This window comes from Millisia brevis NBRC 105863, assembly GCF_001552615.1.
Taxonomy (GTDB): domain Bacteria; phylum Actinomycetota; class Actinomycetes; order Mycobacteriales; family Mycobacteriaceae; genus Millisia; species Millisia brevis.
Window position 1 is genome coordinate 175237 of the sequence record NZ_BCRN01000008.1, and the last position, 21647, is coordinate 196883.

At 68.2% G+C, this 21647-nt stretch carries 21 protein-coding genes; 2 read left to right on the plus strand and 19 right to left on the minus strand.

The genetic code is table 11. The features are described from left to right. Window positions 1-86 precede the first annotated feature (86 nt). The 19 genes from MB1_RS13245 to MB1_RS26035 all read right to left on the minus strand — a co-directional run bounded on the left by MB1_RS13245 (window position 87) and on the right by MB1_RS26035 (window position 20722). Window positions 87-1853, minus strand: a complete 1767-nt coding sequence (locus MB1_RS13245) for a CotH kinase family protein (RefSeq protein WP_245650175.1) — start codon at window positions 1851-1853, stop codon at window positions 87-89. Next, complete coding sequence (locus tag MB1_RS13250; protein ID WP_066907803.1) at window positions 1853-2530, minus strand: DUF4956 domain-containing protein; 678 nt, start codon at window positions 2528-2530, stop codon at window positions 1853-1855. Before MB1_RS13250 ends, MB1_RS13245 begins: the two co-directional genes overlap by 1 nt. Window positions 2531-2622: 92 nt before the next feature. Next, window positions 2623-3537 (minus strand): polyphosphate polymerase domain-containing protein, encoded by a 915-nt coding sequence (locus MB1_RS13255; RefSeq protein WP_066907806.1) that lies wholly within the window; start codon window positions 3535-3537, stop codon window positions 2623-2625. 133 nt (window positions 3538-3670) lie between these two features. Further along, entirely contained in the window at window positions 3671-5263 is a 1593-nt protein-coding gene (gene nuoN, locus MB1_RS13260; RefSeq protein WP_066907809.1) for an NADH-quinone oxidoreductase subunit NuoN, read from the minus strand. Beyond that, complete coding sequence (locus MB1_RS13265; RefSeq protein WP_066907812.1) at window positions 5260-6816, minus strand: NADH-quinone oxidoreductase subunit M; 1557 nt, start codon at window positions 6814-6816, stop codon at window positions 5260-5262. Before MB1_RS13265 ends, nuoN begins: the two co-directional genes overlap by 4 nt. 28 nt (window positions 6817-6844) lie before the next feature. After that, the gene (gene nuoL / locus MB1_RS13270) at window positions 6845-8737 is read right to left on the minus strand and encodes an NADH-quinone oxidoreductase subunit L (RefSeq protein ID WP_066907815.1); all 1893 of its coding nucleotides are present in this window, start codon (window positions 8735-8737) and stop codon (window positions 6845-6847) included. A gap of 1 nt (window position 8738) precedes the next feature. After that, window positions 8739-9038, minus strand: coding sequence for an NADH-quinone oxidoreductase subunit NuoK (nuoK, locus tag MB1_RS13275; RefSeq protein WP_066907818.1), 300 nt, complete (start codon window positions 9036-9038; stop codon window positions 8739-8741). Next, window positions 9035-9889: an NADH-quinone oxidoreductase subunit J gene (locus tag MB1_RS13280; RefSeq protein WP_084351696.1), complete on the minus strand. Its 855-nt coding sequence runs from the start codon at window positions 9887-9889 to the stop codon at window positions 9035-9037. The genes nuoK and MB1_RS13280 overlap by 4 nt, the downstream gene beginning before the upstream one ends. After that, on the minus strand, window positions 9889-10488 hold the full coding sequence (gene nuoI / locus MB1_RS13285; RefSeq protein ID WP_066907821.1) for an NADH-quinone oxidoreductase subunit NuoI: 600 nt from the start codon (window positions 10486-10488) through the stop codon (window positions 9889-9891). The genes MB1_RS13280 and nuoI overlap by 1 nt, the downstream gene beginning before the upstream one ends. Beyond that, entirely contained in the window at window positions 10481-11824 is a 1344-nt protein-coding gene (nuoH, locus tag MB1_RS13290) for an NADH-quinone oxidoreductase subunit NuoH (RefSeq protein WP_066907824.1), read from the minus strand. Before nuoH ends, nuoI begins: the two co-directional genes overlap by 8 nt. Beyond that, window positions 11824-14373: an NADH-quinone oxidoreductase subunit G gene (locus MB1_RS13295; protein WP_066907826.1), complete on the minus strand. Its 2550-nt coding sequence runs from the start codon at window positions 14371-14373 to the stop codon at window positions 11824-11826. The genes nuoH and MB1_RS13295 overlap by 1 nt, the downstream gene beginning before the upstream one ends. Further along, on the minus strand, window positions 14370-15746 hold the full coding sequence (gene nuoF / locus MB1_RS13300) for an NADH-quinone oxidoreductase subunit NuoF (RefSeq protein ID WP_066907829.1): 1377 nt from the start codon (window positions 15744-15746) through the stop codon (window positions 14370-14372). The genes MB1_RS13295 and nuoF overlap by 4 nt, the downstream gene beginning before the upstream one ends. Before the next feature lies 1 nt (window position 15747). Continuing rightward, window positions 15748-16557 carry an NADH-quinone oxidoreductase subunit NuoE gene (gene nuoE / locus MB1_RS13305; RefSeq protein WP_066907832.1) on the minus strand — a complete coding sequence of 270 codons (810 nt, stop codon included), beginning with the start codon at window positions 16555-16557 and terminating at the stop codon, window positions 15748-15750. After that, entirely contained in the window at window positions 16554-17897 is a 1344-nt protein-coding gene (locus MB1_RS13310) for an NADH-quinone oxidoreductase subunit D (protein WP_066907836.1), read from the minus strand. Before MB1_RS13310 ends, nuoE begins: the two co-directional genes overlap by 4 nt. Beyond that, the gene (locus MB1_RS13315; RefSeq protein ID WP_066907837.1) at window positions 17897-18571 is read right to left on the minus strand and encodes an NADH-quinone oxidoreductase subunit C; all 675 of its coding nucleotides are present in this window, start codon (window positions 18569-18571) and stop codon (window positions 17897-17899) included. The genes MB1_RS13310 and MB1_RS13315 overlap by 1 nt, the downstream gene beginning before the upstream one ends. Further along, complete coding sequence (locus MB1_RS13320) at window positions 18568-19122, minus strand: NuoB/complex I 20 kDa subunit family protein (RefSeq protein ID WP_066907840.1); 555 nt, start codon at window positions 19120-19122, stop codon at window positions 18568-18570. Before MB1_RS13320 ends, MB1_RS13315 begins: the two co-directional genes overlap by 4 nt. 72 nt (window positions 19123-19194) lie before the next feature. After that, window positions 19195-19554 carry an NADH-quinone oxidoreductase subunit A gene (locus tag MB1_RS13325; RefSeq protein WP_066907843.1) on the minus strand — a complete coding sequence of 120 codons (360 nt, stop codon included), beginning with the start codon at window positions 19552-19554 and terminating at the stop codon, window positions 19195-19197. A 269-nt stretch (window positions 19555-19823) separates the two neighbouring features. Continuing rightward, a complete protein-coding gene (locus tag MB1_RS25110; RefSeq protein WP_169801656.1) occupies window positions 19824-20381 on the minus strand; it encodes a DUF3558 family protein in 558 nt (185 codons plus the stop codon). Continuing rightward, window positions 20378-20722 (minus strand): hypothetical protein, encoded by a 345-nt coding sequence (locus MB1_RS26035; RefSeq protein WP_066907849.1) that lies wholly within the window; start codon window positions 20720-20722, stop codon window positions 20378-20380. Before MB1_RS26035 ends, MB1_RS25110 begins: the two co-directional genes overlap by 4 nt. A 175-nt stretch (window positions 20723-20897) precedes the next feature. Here MB1_RS26035 and MB1_RS13340 point away from each other — a divergent pair, with 175 nt between their 5' ends. Beyond that, window positions 20898-21251 (plus strand): type II toxin-antitoxin system RelE/ParE family toxin, encoded by a 354-nt coding sequence (locus MB1_RS13340; RefSeq protein ID WP_066907852.1) that lies wholly within the window; start codon window positions 20898-20900, stop codon window positions 21249-21251. A 2-nt stretch (window positions 21252-21253) separates the two neighbouring features. Beyond that, entirely contained in the window at window positions 21254-21580 is a 327-nt protein-coding gene (locus MB1_RS13345; RefSeq protein ID WP_066907855.1) for a helix-turn-helix domain-containing protein, read from the plus strand. Window positions 21581-21647: the final 67 nt, after the last annotated feature.

Consider the following 21647-nt stretch of genomic DNA (forward strand, 5'->3'; position numbering starts at 1 on the left):
GCTTCTCGCTTGATCCCTGCGACCGGTGGACCACCGGTCCTTGGGGAGTTTCGCATCCATTCGGTGGCTGCGAAACTCCCCAAAGATCATGTGGTGGATCGGATATCGGCCAGAGCATCGGTGCGGGCGGTGATCCAGGTCCGCATGCTGTCGATATCGGTGGCCAACTCCTCGGCGGTCAGACCGTCGCTGGTCGGTACCGAGTCGGCGAGGCCGTCCAATAGGGTCTGGGCGGTGCCGTTGCCGTAGATTCCGTCGTACAGATCCCAGTAGGTCTCGGTGTACAGATCGGCGAACGCATCGGAGGCGAGGAAGCGCTCCTTGAGCGCATTGCCGCCGGGACCGCTGCCCCCGCTGCCGCCCTGATCGCCGCCGGGGAGGCCTTCGGGCATCTGCCCATTGGCGATCGCGTCGGCGACCTCCTGCGGAATGCCCTCGGGCAGCTGACCGTCCGCTGTCTCACCGCCCGGGCCACCGCCGCCGGGCATCCCGCCGCCCATCGACACCGAGTCTTCGGGTCCGGCGTCGGTGCTGCCGTTCATCGCCAGGTTCAGATCCCAGGAGATCACCGAGAGCTTGCCGGTGTCGCGGTCGTACCAGAGGTAGTAGTTCTGGCCGGGGCCGGACATGTCGTCGCTGTTGACCAGCAGGTTCTGCGTGGCGACGTATTCGGCGAAGGAGTCGACGTCCACCCAGTCCGCGAGCTCGCGGTCGAAGGTCTCGTCGTCGGCGGAGTCGAGCCACTTCAGGAACGAGATGATCGGCTGCAGGTCGCCGGCGCCGTCGCCGTTGAGCTGGTCGAACTGGTCGGTGTAGTCGGCCTGGTCGTCGCCGACGTAGGTGAAGCTCGATGAGGCGTCGGCCTTGTAGAGGTAGCCCTCGCTGTCGTCGAACAGCGAATTGGCGTACGTCTCATCGGGCACCTCGAGCAGCAGGCGCGTGGTCGTGGCGCTGTCGTTGACCGAGTACACCGTGTAGGCGTACCGCTGTGTGGGCTGGTCGGTCGCCGCGGTGATCGACAGGGCCATCGCCTCGTTGAGCACCGGGGAGCCCGGCCGCACCGACAGTTGGGTCAGGCCCTGGTAGGCGCGCCCGTCGGTATTGCGGGAGAAGTCCAGCAGCAGTGGCAGACTCGTCGGATCGTCCGCCGATACCGACGACATCATGCCGCCCATACCGCCGCCCATTCCGCCTTCGCCCGGGCCCCCGGCCGCACTCTCTCCGGTTGCGGCGTCGGCCGCGGTGCCCTCTGCTCCGGCTGCCGCCTCCGCGGTGCCCTCTGTTCCGGCTGCCGCGTCCGCGGTGCTCTCCGCCGGCGCCGCACTGTCGGTGGTGGCTTCCGCCGGCGCCGCCGCAGCGTCGCCGTTCGCGTCACCCGTCGCATCCGCCGGATCCTCGCCGGCCTGCTCATCGGTCCTGCCGGGCGGCCCCCCGGCGTTGTCGCCCCGCAGACCCATCAGGGTGGAGTTGCCCTTCAGCCGCACGGCGACGTCGCTGATCGTCGTGCCGTCGATCGTCACATCGGCGGTCACCCAGACCTTGTCACCGTTGTTCTCGTACTCGGTGATCATCTCGTTGTATTCCTCGTCGGTGATGTCCACCGACACCGTGTGCTCCACGGAGGTATCGAACAGATCGACCGTGCCGGAGATGTTCTCGGTGATCGACGACTGCACGATCGTCGTATCGCTGGTGATGTAGGGCCGCATCATCGTCGACCCGAAGACTCCCACCAGCACGATCAGGAAGGCGATCAGTCCGGCGAGCAGCTTCCAGTGTTGGCGCAGCGACGTCGGGAGGCGGTGCCGCAGTTTCAGTTTCGGAGGTGAGTGTCCGCCGCTCAGCTCGGTCATCAGATATCCGTCTGGTCGTATCCGGTCAGCACCGTCACCCGTTGCCCGGTGTTGACCTCACCGAGCGCGGCGATCAGGTCGGCCGGCTTGCGGTCCTTCTTCAATTGCGCGGTGTAGTACAACTCGTTGAGCGCACCGGATCTGACCGATTCGGTGGACACCAATTCGAAGTCCGAGCAGTTGGCGATCAGCACGTCCTCGACCAGGTTGACGTACTCGCGCTCCGGCGGCACCTGCACCTTGACCACCTGGCGCTGGATATCGCTCTTGAACCAGTTGAACCGGTACATCATCAGCAGGACCAGGCAGATCACCACGGTCGCGACGATGGCGAGCAGATAGAACCGCGTTCCGGTGGTCATACCGATCGCCATCACCAGGAAGATGAACCCGACGTCGCGGGTCTCCTTGATCGCGTTGCGGAATCGGATCACCGACAGCGCGCCGACGAGGGCGAAGGCCCGGGCGATATTCGAGCCGACCACCAGCATGATGACGGTGATGATCATTCCGCACAGCACCAGGGTCTGCACGAAGGACTGGCTATAGGAGACGTTCTTGTGGGTATAGCGGTAGACGCTCGCGATGATCGTCGACAGCACGAACGACAGCGCCAGGGAGATGGCGACATCGAACGTCGAGAACGTTCCGCTGAGATCTTGGAAGTCGATGGTCATGATGGCTTTCGGTCGGCGCGCGAAGAGACGACTCCGGCGCGTGGGAATCGGGGAAGGGGCCGGCTGCGACGGCGTCGTCGCGTCCGCATCGCTCAGCGGGTGAGGGTGTGGAACCGGTCGGGGGTGAGCACCTTCTCGAGTGCTCCGCCGCGCGACCGGGGAGCGAGATCGTAGGCCTGAACCGACTGGCAGTACTTCGACATCCGGATCACCGACATGTCGAGGTGGGCGGTCAGATCGGTGGCCCAGTAGGGGATCCGCTCGTTGGCCTTGATCTCGACGACCGCCAGCTTCGGGGGGACGGTGAACCGGTTCGGCACGTCGGCGGCGAAGTGGAAGTCGCGATCGCGCCCGTGGACGCGGTGGTCGATCGTCACCCGCAGACCGAGATCGGCCTCGCGCCCGACGAAGGCCTCGCGCAGATAGCCGGTGGTCACGATCGGGCGCAGGTCGAGATTGCCGACCAGGATGGTGACCTCGTTGACGAAGGCCTGCGCGCCCTCGACGGTGATCGCCTCGCGATCGTCGAGCCACCGGCGGGCGGTGCCGTAGGGCAACGACAGTCGCCGCTTCTGGGTGACCCGGTTGACGCGCTGCTTGATCTCGACCTGCACCTCGGTGTCGTCGGTGCAGGCATCGGGGGCGCCGTAGTAGCGCACCCGCAGCTTTCGGCGGAACTTCAGGCCCTCGATTTTCTCCCAGTAGAACCGCAGATCGGCGGTGTCGTAGTAGAGGGAGGTCACCGGGTAGCCGCCGACGGGAGAGTGGGGGTCGGTGTCCATGCGCGCGGACAGTTCCTCGCGCAGTCGCGGGACGTCGAATTCGTCGACGAGATACTTGATCTCGTAGCGGTTGAACGCGTGCAGTCGACTGGCGGTCTGCAGGTAGCCGGTCTCCCTCGCGGCGACGCCGGGCGCCCCGTCGGCGGTTTCCGGCGCGGCGTCGTCCTCGGATGTGGACGCGGTGTCGTGCACGTGGCGCTTGCGGTATCGGTCGATCAGACTCATGCCACCTCCTCTTCGGCGAACCCTCGGTGTCACCAAAAAGAACAACAGGTGAACATAGAGCGTCCGTGTCAAGAAGCCGGCAGGAACCCGGGAACCCGGACGAATCCCCCGTCCGGGTCGGCCCGCGGTGGGATCAGGTCAACAATTCCGCGGCACGATTCGCCAGGTCGAGGGCCCATTGGGGGGCGAGACCGAGCACGATCGTCAGCGCCGTGCAGACGGCGACCGCGATCTTGGTGAGCGCGCTGGGATTGGTCACCACCGCCGGGTCCTCGCCCGCGTCGGTGAAGAACATCAACACGATCACCCGCACGTAGAACGCGGCGGCGATCGCCGAGCAGACCACGCCGACGACCACCAAAGCGCCGCCACCGGCTTCGGCGGCGGCCCGGAAGACCGCGAACTTGGCGATGAAGCCACTGGTCAACGGGATACCGGCGAAGGAGAGCAGCAGCAGCGCGAACATCGCGGCCACCAGCGGTGACCGCTTGCCCAGCCCCGCCCAACTCGACAGGTCGTCCGCCTCGCCGCGCGAGGTGCGCACCAGCGTCACGATCGCGAACGCGCCGAGTGTCGACATTCCGTAGGCGAAGAGGTAGAAGATCGTCGCGGACGGTGCCAGGGCGCCGGCCGCGGCCAGGCCGGTCAGCATGAAGCCGGCGTGCGCCACCGCCGAATAGGCAAGCATCCGTTTGACGTTGGTCTGCGAGATCGCGGCGACCGACCCGACGACCATCGTCAGGATCACCACCGCCCACAGCATCGGGCGCAGACTGTCGGTCAGATCCGGCAGCGCGGTGGTCAGGACCCGCAGCAGGGCCCCGACCGCGGCGATTTTGGTGGCCGCGGCCATGAACGCGGTGATCGGCGTCGGCGCGCCCTGATAAACGTCCGGGATCCACGCGTGCAGTGGCACCGCGCCGATCTTGAACAGCAACCCCGCCACCAGCAGTGCCGCGCCGGTGACGGCCAGGGCGCGGCTGCCGGTGTCGGCGTCGATCGCCGCGGCGATGTCGGCCAGGTCGGAGGTGCCGGCATAGCCGTACAGCAGCGCCACCCCGAACAGGAAGAACGCCGACGCGAAGGCGCCGAGCAGGAAGTACTTCAGCGACGCTTCCTGCGACATCAGCCGCCGCCGACGAGCCATGCCGCACAACAGGTACAGCGGTAGCGACAACACCTCGAGGGCGATGAACATCGTCAGCAGATCACCGGACGCGGGCATGATCAGCATGCCGCCGACGGCAAACATCGTCAGGGGGAAGACCTCGGTCTGGGTGACCCCGGCGCGGGTGGCCTGCCGTTCGGCGACGCTGCCGGGAATCGTCGATGCGCGCGCGGCGAAGGCGTCCGCCGGGATGCCGTCCGCGGTCACCTCGACCCGACGCTCGGCGACCAGCAGGATCGCGGGCAGCGCCACCGCGAGCACGATGCCCTGCAACGCGAGGGTGGTGCCGTCGACGATCATCGAGCCGACCATCGACACCCCGCCGTCGGGGAAGGACGCGACCCGACCGGCGAGCAGGACCACCGCGACCGCCGCGGCGACCAGGCCCGCCACCGCCAGGCTCACCTGCAGGAGCCACCGGCGCGCGGCCGGGGCGAAGGCTTCGATCACGACGCCGGCCACGGCGACGCCGAGCACGATCAGCACCGGTGCCAGCCGCCCGTACTCGATCGAGGGCGCCGGCAGCGGCGCCGCCAGCAGCGAGGTGGTGCCGGTCACGGGATTCCTCCGTCCGCCACGGCCGCCGGCGGCTGCACCTCGATCGAGGTGCCCGCGACGGCGGGGGTGATCATGTCCAACGCCGGCTTCGGGTACACGCCCAATCCGATCAGCAGGGCGATCAGCGGCACGACGACCACCAGTTCGCGGGGCACGAGGTCCCGCAGACCCTGAACTCCGGCGCCCGGCGGGCCGGTCATCACCCGTTGGTAGAGCCACAGCACGTACATCGCCGCGAGCACCAGGGCGACCGAGGCGATGACCGCCGCGACCCGGTAGCGCTCGAATGTGCCGACCAGCACCAGGAACTCACTGATGAACGGCGCCAGCCCCGGAAGCGAGAGGGTGGCCAGGCCCGCGATCAGGAAGGTGCCCGCCAATACCGGCGCCACCTGACGCACCCCGCCGAAGGCCGAGATCTGCGCGCTGCCGCGCCGGCTGACCAGGAACCCGGCGATCAGGAACAACGCCGCCGTCGACAGGCCGTGGTTGACCATGTACAGCGCCGAACCCGCCTGGGACAGTTCGGTCATCGCGAAGATGCCCAGGATGATGAAGCCGAAGTGCGAGATCGAGGTGAACGCGATCAGGCGCATCATGTCGGTCTGGGCGATCGCGATCAGCGCGCCGTAGAGGATGCCGATCACCGCGAGCGCGATGATGACCGGCGCGAAGGTGCGGGAGGCCTCCGGGAACAGTTGCAGGCAGTAGCGCAGCATGCCGAAGGTGCCGACCTTGTCGACGACGGCCATCATCAGCACCGCGGTCGCCGGGGTGGACTGCACCGCGGCGTCGGGCAGCCAGGTGTGCAGCGGCCACAGCGGCGCCTTGACCGCGAAGGCGAACATGAACCCGAGGAAGAGTGCGTTGATCAGCCCGGCGCCGGCCGGCAGCGTTCCCGCGGCGACCGCTTCGCTGATCAGACGGAAGTCGAACGTCGCCCCACCGGTGCCGCTGCCCGGCCGGGAGGTGACCACATACAGACCGATCACCGCGGCGAGCATGATCAGACCGCCGAAGAGGTTGTACAGCAGGAACTTCACCGCCGCGCGCGACCGGTTCGGGCCGCCATAGCCACCGATGAGGAAGTACATCGGGATGAGCATCGCCTCGAAGAGGATGTAGAACAGCAGGACGTCCAGGGCGATGAACGACAGCAGCACCATCGCCTCGACGGCGAGGAAGAGGCCCACATAGGTGGCCGTCGACCGGTCGGCGGGGTCGGTGTTGGAGGTATCGCGCCAGCCTGCGACCAGCAGCAGTGGCACGATCACCGCGGTCAGCAGGACGAGCACCACCGCGATGCCGTCGACGCCGAGGATGTATCCGGTGCCCAACGACGGTATCCAGGGCCGGGACTCGACCAGCTGGAAGCGGTCGCCGGACGGGGAGTAGGACATCCCGACCGCGGCGGCGAGGCCCAGGGTGGCCAGCGAGACGCCCAGGGCCAGCGGTCGGGCCGCGTGCCGAAAACCGGTGGGCAGCACGAGGCAGATCAGTGCGCCGGCGGCGGGAAGTATCCACAGCGCCGACAGAAGTGGGAACCCGCTCATTGCGCCCTCCTCGCCGTACCGCGTGCGGTCACCACACCGTCACCAACATCGCCGCCAGGATCACCGCGGTGCCGGCGAACATCGCCAACCCGTACGACCGAACGAATCCGTTCTGCCAGAGACGAACACGCCCCGAGGCCAGTCCCACGCCGGCGGCTGCGGCGGTGACCGCACCGTCGATGCCGCGTCGGTCGAGCCGGTCGATGCCGTCGACCAGCGCGACACCGGGTCGCATGAAGACCGCCTCGTTGATCGCGTCGCCGTACAGGTCGCGTCGCGCCGCGACGGTCAGCGCGGTGACGTCCAGCGGCGGCGTCTGCGGGATCTCGCGCAGCGCGTACTGCCGGTAGGCCACCCCGACACCGATCGCGACGACCGCCAGGATGATCGACGTCATCACCCACACCGGCACCGGATGTTCGGCGTGCGCCGACCCGATCACCGGCTCGAGCCAATGTTCGAGTCGGTCGCCGATCGCCAGGAAGCCGCCCGCGCCGATCGAGCCGAGCGCCAGGATAATCATCGGGATCGTCATCACCCGCGGCGACTCGTGCGGCAGTACACCCTCGGCCCACCGCGCCTTGCCGAAGAAGGTCATCAGCACCGCTCGGGTCATATAGAAGGCGGTCAGACCGGCACCGACCAGGGTGACGCCGCCGACGATCGGGCCGGTCAGCCCCGGTGCGCCGAAGGCGTTCTCGATGATCGGGTCCTTGGCGAAGAACCCGGCCAGCGGGGGCACCCCGATGATCGCGAGGTAGCCGAGGAAGAACGTCGCGAAGGTGACCGGCATCGCCGATCGCAGCCCGCCGTAGCGGCGCATGTCGACCTCGTCGTGCATCGCGTGCATCACCGAGCCGGCGCCGAGGAAGAGGCCCGCCTTGAAGAAGCCGTGTGCCAGCAGCAGCATGATCGCGAACGGATAGGACGCGGGGCCGAGCCCGGCCGCGAGCATCATGTAGCCGATCTGGCTCATCGTCGAGGCGGCGAGCACCTTCTTGATGTCGTCCTTGGCGCAGCCGATGATCGCGCCGAACAGGATGGTGACCGCGCCGACGATCAGCACCGCCGATTGGGCGATCGGCGCGGCCTCGAAGACCGGGTGCGCCCGGATCACCAGGTAGACACCGGCGGTGACCATCGTCGCCGCGTGGATCAGCGCGGACACCGGGGTGGGGCCCTCCATGGCGTCGCCGAGCCAGGACTGCAGCGGCACCTGGGCGGACTTGCCGCAGGCGGCGAGCAGCAGTGCCAGCCCCAGCGCGGTCAGAGTGTCGGTCGACGCCTCCGGTATGCCGGCGAAGACGCCCGCATAGGAGACGGTGCCGAACTCGGCGACCATGATCATCAGGCCGACGGCCAAACCGATATCGCCGACGCGGTTGACCACGAAGGCCTTGCGCGCCGCGGTGGCCGCCGACGGCTTGTGCTGCCAGAACCCGATCAGCAGGTACGACGCGAGACCGACACCCTCCCAGCCGACGTAGAGGCCGAAGAATCCGTCCGCGAGGACCAGCAGTAGCATCGCCGCGAGGAAGAGGTTCAGGTAGGCGAAGAAGCGTCGTCGGCCGGGGTCGTGCGACATGTAGCCGATCGAATAGATGTGGATCAGCGACCCGACGCCGGTGATCAGCAGGATGAAGCAGACCGACAACTGGTCGAGCTGCAGGCCGAAGTCGATGGTGAAGGCCCCGACCGGTACCCAGCTGAAGACGACGTCGTGCAGGCCGCGGGCATCGGGGGCTCGGCCGAGCATGCCGATGAACAGGCTCAGCGACGCGACAAACGAGGCGAGCGCGGCGCCGGTACCCAGCAGGTGGCCCCACCGGTCGGCCCGCCGGCCCGCCAGCAACAGGATCGTCGCGCCCAGCAGGGGCAACAGGATCACCAGCCGCAGGGCGATCGAGGTTGTCTGTTCCATCTCAGTGCTTCAGCAGACTGTCGGAGTCGATCGAGATCGACCGGCGCGAGCGGAAGATCGCCACGATGATCGCCAGGCCGACCACCACCTCGGCGGCCGCGACCAACATGGTGAAGAAGGCGAAGACCTGACCGGACAGATCACCGTGCATGCGCGCGAAGGTGACGAACGTCAGGTTGACCGCGTTGAGCATCAGCTCGATGCACATGAATACCACGATCGCGTTGCGACGCAGCAGCACGCCGGCCGCGCCGATCGTGAACAGCACCCCCGACAGGTAGAGGTAGTACTCCGGGCTCATCGGTGCCGTCCGTTCCCGGAATCACCCGCGCCGGTGCCATTTCCGTCGACCGGACCGTCCGTGCCGGGCGCCTCGGACGTGTCGGCGTCGTCGCCGAGTTCGTCGATCCGCTCGATCGCGTCCGGATGATGCGCGGCCACCCGCCGGCTGATCAGCACCCGGCTGACCGAAAGATGCGCCGGCGAGCCGTCCGGTAGGGGAGCGGCGAGGTCGACCGCGTTGTGCCGGGCGAAGACGCCGGGCGACGGCAGCGGGGTGACCCGATCACCGGAGCGGAACCGCTCGATCGACACCTCCCGCTGGGTCAGGGCCGGGCCGAGCTTCTCCTTGTGCGCGAGCACCATCGCACCGATCGTCGCGGTGATCAGCAGCGCCCCGGTCAGCTCGAAGGCCCACACGTAGCGGATGAAGATCAGCTCGGCGAGGCCGTCGACGTTGCCGCCGTAGGCCGGGTTCGCCGGGTCGGAGATCGCGCCGAAACCGGTGAACCCGTTGGTCGCCGCGTTGCCGATCCCGCCCGCGAGGACCAGCGCGAAACCGATCGCCGCGACCGCGACCGCGACCCGCTGACCCTTGATCGTCTCGACCAGTGAGTCCGCCGAGTCGACGCCGACCAGCATCAGCACAAACAGGAACAGCATCATCACCGCGCCGGTGTAGACCACGATCTGGACCGCGCCGAGGAAGGGTGCACCCTGGGCGATGTAGAGCACCGCCAGCAGCAGCATCGTCGCGGCCAGGCACAGCGCCGAGTAGACCGCGCGGCGGGCGGTGACCACGCCGAGGGCGGCGATCACGATCAGGGGCGCGACGATCCAGAACTGGACGGCCTCACCCGTGGAGATCTCCATCATCGCCTCGATCCGGCGGGTTCGTCGGCGTCGACCGCACGGGCGTGCCGGGCCGCGGTCTCGTGCGCGTCCGGTGTCCGCACCTCGGGGGTCGGCAGGTCCATGGTGGTGCGGTAATAGTCGGCGGCGGTGGTGCCGGGGACCATCGCGTGCGGCGGCGCCTCCATGCCGGATTCGAGGGGGGCGAGCAGCTGGTCCTTCTCGTAGATCAGATCGGCGCGGTTGTCGTCGGCGAGTTCGTATTCGTTGGTCATCGTCAGCGCCCGGGTGGGGCACGCCTCGATGCACAGTCCGCAGCCGATGCAGCGCAGGTAGTTGATCTGGTAGACCCGGCCGTACCGCTCGCCGGGGGAGAACCGTTCCGCCTCGGTATTGTCGGCGCCCTCGACGTAGATCGCGTCCGCCGGGCACGACCAGGCGCACAGCTCGCAGCCGATGCACTTCTCCAGTCCGTCGGCGTACCGATTGAGTTGGTGACGGCCGTGATAGCGAGCGGCGGTGGGCCGCTTGCGCTCCGGATACTCCTCGGTGATGGGACGTTGGAACATCGCCCCGAGCGTGATCCCGAAGCCGGCGAGCGGGCCGGTGAAGTCAGGCATTGCTGGGCTCCTTCTTCGTGGGGTCCGCGGGTGTTCCGGACGGCGTGGTGCGGCCACCCCCGGCTCGGCGGGTCGGCGCCTCGGCGACCTGGCCGGGAAGCGGGGGGACCGGGAAGCCGCCCGCCATCGGATCGAAGGGCTGGGACGGGTCGGGTGCGCTGGGCTTCTCGGGGCGTTTGCGGCGACGCAACTGCCACCAGATGGCGAAGGCGACCAGCGCCGCGACGCCCATCGCGATCGCCACGATCGTGACCGTGCCGATGCTGTACCCCTCGATGCGCAATGCCCGGATGGTGGCGACGGCCATGATCCACACCAGCGCGCCGGGGATGAGCACCTTCCAGCCCAGCGCCATGAACTGGTCGTACCGCAGCCGCGGCAGGGTGGTGCGCAGCCAGATGAACAGGAACAGGAAGAGCCACACCTTGGCGACGAACCACAGCACCGGCCACCACCCGGAGTTCGCGCCCGACCACAGGCTGATCGGGAACGGGGCGTGCCAGCCGCCGAGGAACATCGTCGTCGCCAGGGCGGAGACGGTGACCATGTTGATGTACTCGGCGAGCATGAACATCGCGAAGCGCAGCGATGAGTACTCGGTGTGGAAGCCGCCGACCAGTTCGCCCTCGGCCTCCGGCAGGTCGAAGGGGGCGCGGTTGGTTTCGCCGACCATCGAGATCACATAGATCAGGAATGCGGGCAGCAGCGGGACGATGTACCAGATACGGTCCTGCGCCGCAACGATTCCCGACGTCGCCATCGTGCCCGACAGCAGGAAGACCGAGGCGAACGCCAGGCCCATCGCGATCTCGTAGGACACCACCTGCGCCGACGATCGCAACCCACCGAGCAGCGGATACGTCGAGCCGGAGGCCCAGCCCGCCAACACGATTCCGTAGACCCCGATCGAGGTCACCGCGAGGATGTAGAGCACCGCGACCGGCAGATCGGTCAGCTGCAACGGCGTCCAGGTACCGAAGATCGATACCTGGGGGCCGAAGGGGATCACCGCGAACGCGGCGATCGCCGGGATGGTCGCGATGATCGGGGCGAGCAGGTAGATCGGCTTGTCGATGCCGGTCGGGGTGATCGCTTCCTTGAGGGCGAGTTTGATGCCGTCGGCGAGGCTCTGCAGGCTGCCACCGGGCCCCAGCCGGTTCGGGCCGAGCCGCCGCTGCATCCGCGCCATCACCTTGCGTTCGGCGAGGATCGCCACCAGCACGGTCAGCACGAGGAAGACGAAGATCACCACCGCCTTGCCCAGGACCAACCACCAGGGGTCGCGTCCGAAGGCGGACAGGTCGACGGTCGAGGCGAGGATGACGGGGCCGCTCATCACATCTCCTCGACGACGGGGATCTCCCCGGTGCCGGGGAAGCCGTCACCGGTGCCGGTTGCGCGGATGTCGACGTGGTCTCCGATCCGCGCGCCGAGGTCGGCGTAGACCGACCCGGAGCCGGTGCGCAGCGGCATCCACACCACCGCGTCGACCATCTCGGTGATCTCGACCGGCAGGCTCAGATAGCCGCGCGGTCCGCGCACCGATACCGACTCACCGTCGCGCACCCCGATCCCGGCGGCGGTCCGCGCGGACAGGCGCAGCACGGCCGGTCGCGCGGTCTCGCCGAGGCGCGGGTCGCCGTCGAGCAGCCGCCCGTGGTCGAGCAGTGTGCGGCCGGCGGCGAGGATGGCGCGACCGGGGCCGGGCATCTCGGGCTGCGGGGCGGGTTCGGTCGGTGGGGCGGCTTCGGTGGGGGCCGCGGTCGCCGTCGCGGGCCTGCGCTCGGCGAGGCGATCGCGCACCGTGATCCACTCGGCGCGGGCGACCGCCGGTTCGGGCAGTCGCAGCGGGATCTCCATCTCGTCGGCGATGCGGTCGAGGACCCGCAGATCCGACAGCGCGCCCGCGCTGGGCAGCGCCGCGGTGAAGCCGCGGGGCCTGCCCTCCCAGTTCAGGAAGGTGCCGTCCTTCTCGACCACCGCGGCGACCGGGAAGACGACGTCGGCCCGTTCGGTCACCGCGCTCGGGCGCTGTTCGAGGCTGACCACGAACGCCGCCGCCTCGATCGCCGCCAGGACCTCGGCGGTATCGGGCAGGTCGGCGGGGTCGACGCCGCCGATCACCAGGGCGCCCGAGCCGGCGCCGCCCGCGGCGAGCATGCCCGCGGACTCGTTGCCGGAGTCCGACGGCAGCAGCGGGACCTGCCAGAGTTCGGCGAGGATCGCGCGGGCCACCGGATCGGAGACCCGGGCGCCGCCCGGCAGCAGATCGGGCAGGGCGCCGGTCGCGATCGCCCCCGGTTCCCCGGCGCGCCGGGGGATCCACGCGATCCGGGCGCCGGTGGCATCGGCCAGGCGGGCGACCTCCGTCAGCGTGCCGGGTGTCGCCGCGGCGTTCTCGCCGACCAGGATCAGCGCCCCCGCGGAACGCAGCTGCGCGGCGATGCGGGCGATCGCGTCGTTGATTCCGGTGTCGGTGTCGGTGTCGGCCGGGGTGTGGGTATGGGTGGTGGCAGGTGCGCAGCCGAGGGCGCGCAGGATGGCCGGTTGCCCGCCGGGTGCGGTCGCCAGGACGGTCGCGTGCAGGCGCTGCGCACCGCGGGAGGCGAAGGGGGCGATCGTCGTGATCGGCAGACCCGCCCGCGAAGCCTTGCGCAGCCGCAGATGCACGATTGGCGACTCCTCCTCCGGCTCGAAGTCGACCAACAGGACCGCGCTCGCGCGCTCGATATCGGCGTAGTGCACCGGTCGGGCGCCCGCCACCCGCTCGGCGAGGAAGCGGCTCTCCTCGGTGCTGTGCGCCCGCGCGCGGAAGTCGATGCTGTTGGTGTCCAACACCACCCGCGCGAACTTTGCGTACGCGTAGGCGTCCTCGAGCGTCGCGCGGCCGCCGACGATCACCCCGGCATCGCCGCGCGCGGCTTCGAGCCCGCGCGCCGCGACATCGACGGCGTAGGACCACGAGACCGGCTCCAGGGTGCCCTCCGGCGAGCGGACCAGCGGGGTGCTCAGCCGGTCGGGCAGCGTCGGATAGGAGAACGCCCACCGCCCCTTGTCGCAGTTCCATTCCTCGTTGACCTGCGGATCGTCGCCGGCGAGGCGGCGCAGGACCTTGCCGCGGCGGTGGTCGGTGCGCTGCGCGCAGCCGCTCGAGCAGTGCTCGCACACGCTCGGCGAGGACGTCAGGTCGAAGGGGCGGGCGCGGAAGCGGTACTCGGCGCCGGTCAGCGCGCCGACCGGGCAGATCTGCACGGTATTGCCGGAGAAGTAGGAGTCGAACTCGTCGCCGTAGATGCCGACCTGTTGCAGCGCTCCGCGTTCGAGCAGGGTGATGAACGGGTCGCCCGCGACCTGCTCCGAGAAGCGGGTGCACCGGGCGCAGAGCACACAGCGCTCCCGGTCGAGCAGGATCGTCGGGGACAGCGGAATCGGTTTGGGGTAGGTGCGTTTGGTGTCGGTGAACCGGGTCTGCGGGCGTCCGGTCGACATCGCCTGGTTCTGCAGCGGGCACTCGCCGCCCTTGTCGCAGACCGGGCAGTCGAGCGGATGGTTGATCAGCAGCAGCTCCATCACGCCCTCCTGGGCGCGATCGGCCTCCGCGGAGGTGTGCTGGGTGCGCACGACCATGCCGTCGGCCACCGTGACGGTGCACGAGGCCATCGGCTTGCGCTGTCCCTCGATCTCGACCAGGCATTGCCGGCAGGCGCCGACCGGATCGAGCAGCGGGTGATCACAGAACCGGGGGATCTCGACACCGATCAATTCGGCCGCGCGAATCACCAACGTGCCCTTGGGCACGCTGATCTCGTGGTCATCGATCGTTACGGTGACCGTCTCGACCGCGTCCGCGGCGACCGTTTCGTCGCTACCACTGGTGATTGTCATCGGGCGCCCTCCGTTCCGGAGCTCTCGAGCGCGAATACCGTCGTCGCGTAGGGGTCGAAGGGGCAGCCGGCCCCGTCGAGGTGGGCGACGTATTCGTCCCGGAAGTACTTCAGCGACGACAGGATCGGGCTGGTGGCGCCGTCTCCCAGCGCGCAGAACGATTTGCCGGCGATATTTCCGGAGATGTCGACCAGGGTGTCGAGGTCGGCGGCGGTCGCCTCACCGCGTTCGATCCGGGCGTAGACCTGCACCAGCCAGTAGGTGCCCTCCCGGCAGGGGGTGCACTTGCCGCACGATTCGTGGGCGTAGAACTCGATCCACCGCCGGACCGCCCGCACCACGCAGACCGTGTCGTCGAAGATCTGTAATGCCTTGGTGCCGAGCATCGAACCGGCCGAGGCGACGCCCTCGTAGTCGAGCGGGATGTCGAGGTGCTCCTCGGTGAGGATCGGTGTCGACGAGCCGCCGGGCGTCCAGAACTTGAGGGTGTGGCCGGGGCGCACACCGCAGGCGAGGTCGAGCAGCTCGCGCAGGGTGATGCCGAGCGCGGCCTCGTACTGACCGGGTCGCACGACGTGCCCGGACAGCGAGTACAGCGTGAAGCCGGGCGACTTCTCCGATCCCATCGACCGGAACCAGTCGATCCCGCCGGAGATCACCGCCGGCACCGACGCGATCGATTCGACGTTGTTGACCACCGTCGGCGAGGCGTACAGGCCGGCGACCGCCGGGAACGGCGGACGCAGCCGGGGTTGTCCGCGCCGGCCCTCGAGGGAATCGAGCAGCGCGGTCTCCTCGCCGCAGATGTAGGCGCCGGCGCCGGCGTGCACGATCAGCTCGAGGTCGAAACCGCTGCCGCGCACATTCTTTCCGAGATAGCCGGCGGCGTAGGCATCCGCGACCGCGGCGCGCAGTCGACGCAGTACCGGCACCACCTCGCCGCGCAGGTAGATGAACGCGTGCGAGGCGCGGATCGCGTACGACGCGATGATCGCCCCCTCGACCAGCGCGTGCGGATTCGCGAACATCAGCGGCATGTCCTTGCAGGTCCCCGGCTCGGACTCGTCCGCGTTGATCACCAGGTAGTGCGGATGTGCGGGATCGGGCAGCCGACGCTGCGGGTCCGGCTGCGGGATGAACGACCATTTGAGCCCGCAGGGAAAGCCCGCGCCGCCGCGTCCGCGCAACCCGGCGTCCTTGACCAGCGCGATCACGTCGTTGGGATGCATCGCCAGTGCGGTCTCGACCGCCCGATAGCCGCCGGCATCGCGGTAGGCGTCGAGCGTCCAACTGAACGGCTGGTCCCACTGCGCGCTGAGGACCGGCGCCAAGCGGGGCCCGCCGGGGGTGACCGTCTGCGGCTGTTCGGACATGTCAGTTCCCTTCCGCCGGGCCGGTATCCGGTGTGGCGTCACCGGTGGGTTCGGGGAAGGCGGGGGCGCGCATGCCGTTCGCGCGGGCCACCCGCAGACCGGCGAGGGTCGGATCGCCGCCCGCGCCGCTCGCGTCGAGCGCGCCGGGCCGTTCGTCCGGGAAGCCGGCCAGGATGCGCTCGGTCTCCCGGAAGGTGCACAGCGGCGCCCCGCGGGTGGGCGACACCGTCTGCCCGGCGCGCAGGGCGTCGACCAGATCGCGTGCCGACTGCGGTGTCTGATTGTCAAAGAATTCCCAGTTGACCATCATCACCGGGGCGTAATCGCAAGCGGCGTTGCATTCGAGGTGTTCGAGCGTGATCGCCCCGTCGTCGGTGGTCTCGCCGTGGTCGACGCCGAGATGGTCGCGCAGCGTGGCGAGGATCTCGTCGCCGCCGAGGACCGCGCAGAGCGTCGTGGTGCACACCCCGACCCGGTAGGTCCCGGTCGGCTCGCGGCGGTACATCGAGTAGAAGGTGGCGACGGCCGCCGTCTCGGCCTGTGTCAGCCCGATCATGTCCGCGCAGAACGCGATTCCGGTCGGGGTGACGTAGCCGTCGACCGACTGGACCAGATGCAGCAGCGGCAACAGCGCCGACCGCTTCTGCGGATAGCGGGCGATGATCGTGCGGGCATCGCGTTCGAGCCCCATCCGCACCTCGGCCGGATACGGCTCCGCGGGTTGCTCGCTCGGCGGGCGGCCGATCCGCAGCAGTATCGGTCCGGTGCCCCCCGCCGCGCCGTGGTCTCCGTTGGTCCCGGTGGCGCTCATCGGTCGACACCTCCCATCACCGGATCGATACTCGCGACCGCGGCGATCACGTCGGCGACCATGCCGCCTTCGCAGACCGCGGCGACCGCCTGGAGGTTCGTGAACGACGGATCGCGGAAATGCACCCGATAGGGCCGGGTTCCGCCGTCGGAGACCATGTGCACGGCCAGTTCGCCGCGCGGCGATTCCACCGACACGTTCACCTGGCCGGCGGGGACCCGCATCCCTTCGGTCACCAGCTTGAAGTGGTGGATCAGGTCCTCCATCGAGCGGCCCATGATCGTGGCGATGTGCTCGGGCGAGTTGCCCAGACCGTCGGGGCCGAGCTGCAGATCGGCCGGCCAGGCGAGCTTGCGGTCGGTGATCATCACCGGCCCGGGCCGCAGCCGATCCATGCACTGCTCGACGATCTTCACCGACTCGGTCATCTCCTTGACCCGGATCAGGTAGCGCTCGTAGCAGTCCGCACCCGTGCCGGTGATCACGTCGAAGTCGTAGGTCTCGTAGCCGCAGTAGGGCTGCGCCCGACGAATGTCGTAGGGCAGCCCCGTGGCGCGCAGCACCGGTCCGGTCACCCCGAGCGCCATGCACCCGGTCAGGTCCAGGAAGCCGACGTTCTCGGTGCGGCCCTTCCAGATCGGGTTGTCGGTCAGCAGTGCCGACATCTCCGCGAGCGAGCCGGGCAGCATGCGCAGCAGATCGCGGATCGCCTCCTCGCCGCCGTCCGGCATGTCCTGCGCGAGCCCGCCGGGCCGCACGAAGGCGTGGTTCATCCGCAGGCCCGAGATCGCCTCGAAGACGTCCAGAATGCGTTCGCGGATACCGAATCCGGTGAACATCGGGGTGACGGCGCCGAGTTCCATGCCGCCGGTGGCCAGCGCCACCAGATGCGAGGTGATGCGGTTGAGCTCCATCAACAACACGCGCAGCACCGTCGCGCGTTCGGGGATGTCGTCGGTGATGCCCAGGAGCTTCTCGACGCCCAGGCAGTACGCGGTCTCGTTGAAGAACGGCGACAGATAGTCCATCCGGGTGACGAAGGTGACGCCCTGCGTCCAGGTGCGGTGTTCGAGATTCTTCTCGATTCCGGTGTGCAGGTAGCCGATTCCGCACCGGGCCTCGGTGACGGTCTCGCCGTCGATCTCGAGGATCAGCCGCAGCACCCCGTGGGTGGACGGATGCTGCGGACCCATATTGACGACGATGCGCTCCTCGGCCATCGTTTCGATGCCGCCGGAGGTCTGCCGCGCCGCCTCGATGACGTCCTCCCAGTCGCCGCCGGCGACGGTGATCTCGGTGGGTGCCGGGCGGGTGTCGGCCTCGTGCGTGGTGTCGGTCATCAGTTGTACGACCTCCGCTGATCGGGCGGCGCGATCCGCGCCCCCTTGTACTCGACCGGGACGCCGCCGAGGGGGTAGTCCTTGCGCTGCGGGTGGCCGTCCCAGTCGTCCGGCATCGCGATGCGGGTCAGCGACGGGTGGCCGTCGAAGATGATGCCGAAGAAATCCCAGGTCTCCCGCTCGTGCCAGTCGTTGGTCGGATAGACCGGATACAGCGAGGGGATGTGCCGGTCGTCGTCGCCGACCGAGACCTCGAGCCGCAGCCGCCGATTGTGGGTGATCGACACCAGCGGGTATACGGCGTGCAGTTCCCGGCCGGTCTGCTCCGGATAGTGAACGCCGTTGACGCCCAGACACAATTCGAACCGCAGCTGCGGGTCGTTCCGCAGGGCGAGGGCGACGGTCGGCAGATGCTCGCGGGCGATGTGCAGAGTTACCTCGTCGCGGAAGATCACCACCTGCTCGATCGCCGCCTCGGCGTCGGCGCCGTACTCGGGCAGCACCTCGGTGAGGGTGTCGACCACCTCGTCGAACCAGCCGCCGTACGGGGGTTGGGTCGCGTTCGGCAGCGGGATCGGCCGGACCAGGCGGCCGTAGCCGGAGGTATCGCCGCTGCCGAGGACGCCGAACATGCCGCGTCGCTCGGCGCCGCCGCGGTTCGGGGAGTCGCTCATCGCAGCAGCCCCTTGAGTTCGAGGGTGGTCGGCGAGGCCAACGCTGCCTTCTCCGCCTCTGCGATGGCCAACTCCCGGTTGACGCCCAGTGGCATCTCCTGGATCTTGTGGTGCAGGGTGATGATCGCGTTCATCAGCATCTCGGGGCGCGGTGGGCAGCCGGGCAGGTAGATGTCGACCGGGACGACGTGATCGACGCCCTGGACGACGGCGTAGTTGTTGAACATGCCACCCGAGGAAGCGCAAACACCCATGGCCAGTACCCATTTCGGTTCGGCCATCTGGTCGTAGACCTGCCGCAGGACCGGGGCCATCTTCTGGCTGACCCGGCCGGCGACGATCATCAGGTCGGCCTGCCGGGGGGAGGCGCGAAATGCTTCCATGCCGAACCGGGCGATGTCGTATCGACCGCCCGTCGTCGCCATCATCTCGATCGCGCAGCAGGCGAGGCCGAAGGTCGCCGGCCACAGCGAGCCGCGGCGGGCGAAGCCGGCGAACTTCTCGACCGTGGTCAGCAGGAAGCCGCTCGGAACCTTCTCTTCGATACCCATCGATCCGCTCCTAGTCGCATTCCGGTCGAGGTCGGTCGCGTGCCCGCTGCCGACGGGTCGCGCGGGCGCGTTCTAGTCCCATCGCAGACCCTCCCGCCGCCACTCGTAGACGTAGGCCACCGAGACGTTGAACAGAAAGATGGCCATCGCGACCAGGCCGAACAGGCCGAGCGCGTCGAAGTGGACCGCCCACGGGTACATGAAGACGATCTCGATATCGAAGATGATGAAGAGCATTGCGGTCAGATAGAACTTCACCGGGAAGCGGCCACCGCCCTCGGGCTGCGGGGTGGGCTCGACACCGCATTCGTAGGGCTCGACCTTCGCGCGGTTGTACCGCTGGGGCCCGACCAACTGGGCGATCCCCATCGACACCACGGCGAAGACCGCGGCGATTCCGCCGAGCACGAGGATCGGCACGAACGGGTTCACCGACCCACCTCCCCATCGCCATCGCAGAAATCACACGGGCGTACCAATGTGAGCTACGACACTCAGAGTAGGCGGTGTGGGCGACAACGTCAGGTGATTGGATGGGGCCGAAGCGAGGTTTCGGAAAATTCAGATGATAAGTAAGGCAAGGCTATCCGAATGTTCCGAACGGCGTCGTTGGCGTGCCTGTAGCCGGCTGCGGTGCTCAGGTGGTTGTCGATGAATAAAGCCGAGAGTGCACGCCGCGATTCGGTGCGATGCCCGAGATTTCAGTTGTCGATAAGCGGTTCGACCGCTTCGGCGATCTCCATGATCGAGTCGCAGCGATCCAGACTCGGGTCCGGATGTCGGCTCAGTCCGGGGGCGCTGTCCACGATGACCGCCCCGAAGTTCGTGCGCATCAGGACGGTGCACGAGTCATCGCTCAGTCCGCCGGGGACGTACCACGCTTCCCGTCCGTTGACGGAGGCCGGCTGCGGCGTGACGTCGAAGGGTATGTCCTCCCATGCTGTGTTTTGGGCGACGAAGCCCACCGCGCGGTGGTCGCCGACGACATTGCACGCCAGGATGGTCTCCCTCCCGAGCGCAAACTCGTTCCGGTCCCGATTTGCGGGATCCAAACCGAATCGAAGCAGTAGTGCATCGCCGATGTCGTCACACGGGTTGAAGGTGACCTCGGGCAACGCGGGAGCCGTTGCTGCGGACGCCGAGGATTGCGCAGATGTCGGTTGAGGGGTGTCGGTCGGTGCGGTGTCCGGGGAGCTGGAGCAGCCTACGAGGGCGGATGTCGCGATAACTGTTCCCGCGATCGTGGCTCGAACCCTCACCGCAGGCCCGGCCCGGGGGCAACACTGTCGCCCGAGGCGTGGATCGCCGTCGAACTGGACGTGTCGGTCTCCGCGTACGCCGCGCCGGCGGCACGAAGCTGGGCGGCGCAGGTTCGGGCCGCGTCTATCTGGACCTGCAGATGAGAAATCGCCGATGTGGCCTTGTTCTTGAAGCCGTCGTCGAGTTCCACTGCGGACGGGAAGCCCGCGAAACCCGTGGAGTATCGCGCATTCCTCAGGCGGAAGGCCGCATCTGCGAGGTTGTCCGCATGCTTGTCGAAGGCTTGCGCGATGCGCTCGGCTGCGCCGGGTTCGATGCGCAGGATGTCACCCTCGGGCATGGTCTACCTCCGTCGTCAGCGGTCCTTTGTCTTGGACGCAACTCCTGCGGAAGAGGTTCCCGAGTATCTCGGTCGTTGTCGGCGCGGTGACCACGGAAGCCGAGTGTGCACGCCGCGGGATGGATCGATGAATATCGACTTGAATCGATATCGCTCCTGATCTATATTCGGAGGTGTGCCCTGGGATGTGCGGCTCTGGGAGGACGTGGAGTCGTGGGTTTTGGGATTGGACGATGCAACCTACAACCTGGTCGCTGCCGCGATCGCCCGCCTGGAATCGCAGGGCCCCTCATTGGGTCGACCGACGGCCGATCGGATCCGGGGTTCTCGGCATCACAACATGAAGGAGCTGCGTCCGGGTTCGACGGGGCGCAGCAAGGTGAGGATTCTGTCTGCCTTCGACCCGGGGCGCCGAGCGATCCTGCTCGTCGCCGGCGACAAGGCGGGCGAGTGGACGCAGTGGTACGACACGAATATTCCGATAGCGGACGACCGATTCGATCGATGGCTCGACGGTGAGGTGGAGTGAAGATGAGCAAGCCCAAGACTGTTTCCTGGAATGACGTGCGGGCGAAGCGTCCCGTGGATATCGCCACCGTGACCGAGCACGTGGTGCGCATGGAGGTGGAGGAGCGGGCCTACCGACTTCGCGAGATTCGTGAAGAGCAGGGCGTGACCCAAAAGGAACTCGCCGAGCGTTTGGACCTCACCCAACCCACCATCTCCGCCCTGGAGGCCGGTGATCTCGGTCGATCGGCGCTCGCCACCCTGAAGGCGTACGTCGAAGCGCTCGGAGGCACCATCGCGGTGACCGCCACCTTCGGTGATCGCACACTGGTGCTGGCTGCGGGGGAGTGACGCTTCGGCGGCCGGTGCGGAGCCCGACCGATGATGGCTCGGTCGGCCTGTCCGCGGCCGCTCGGGT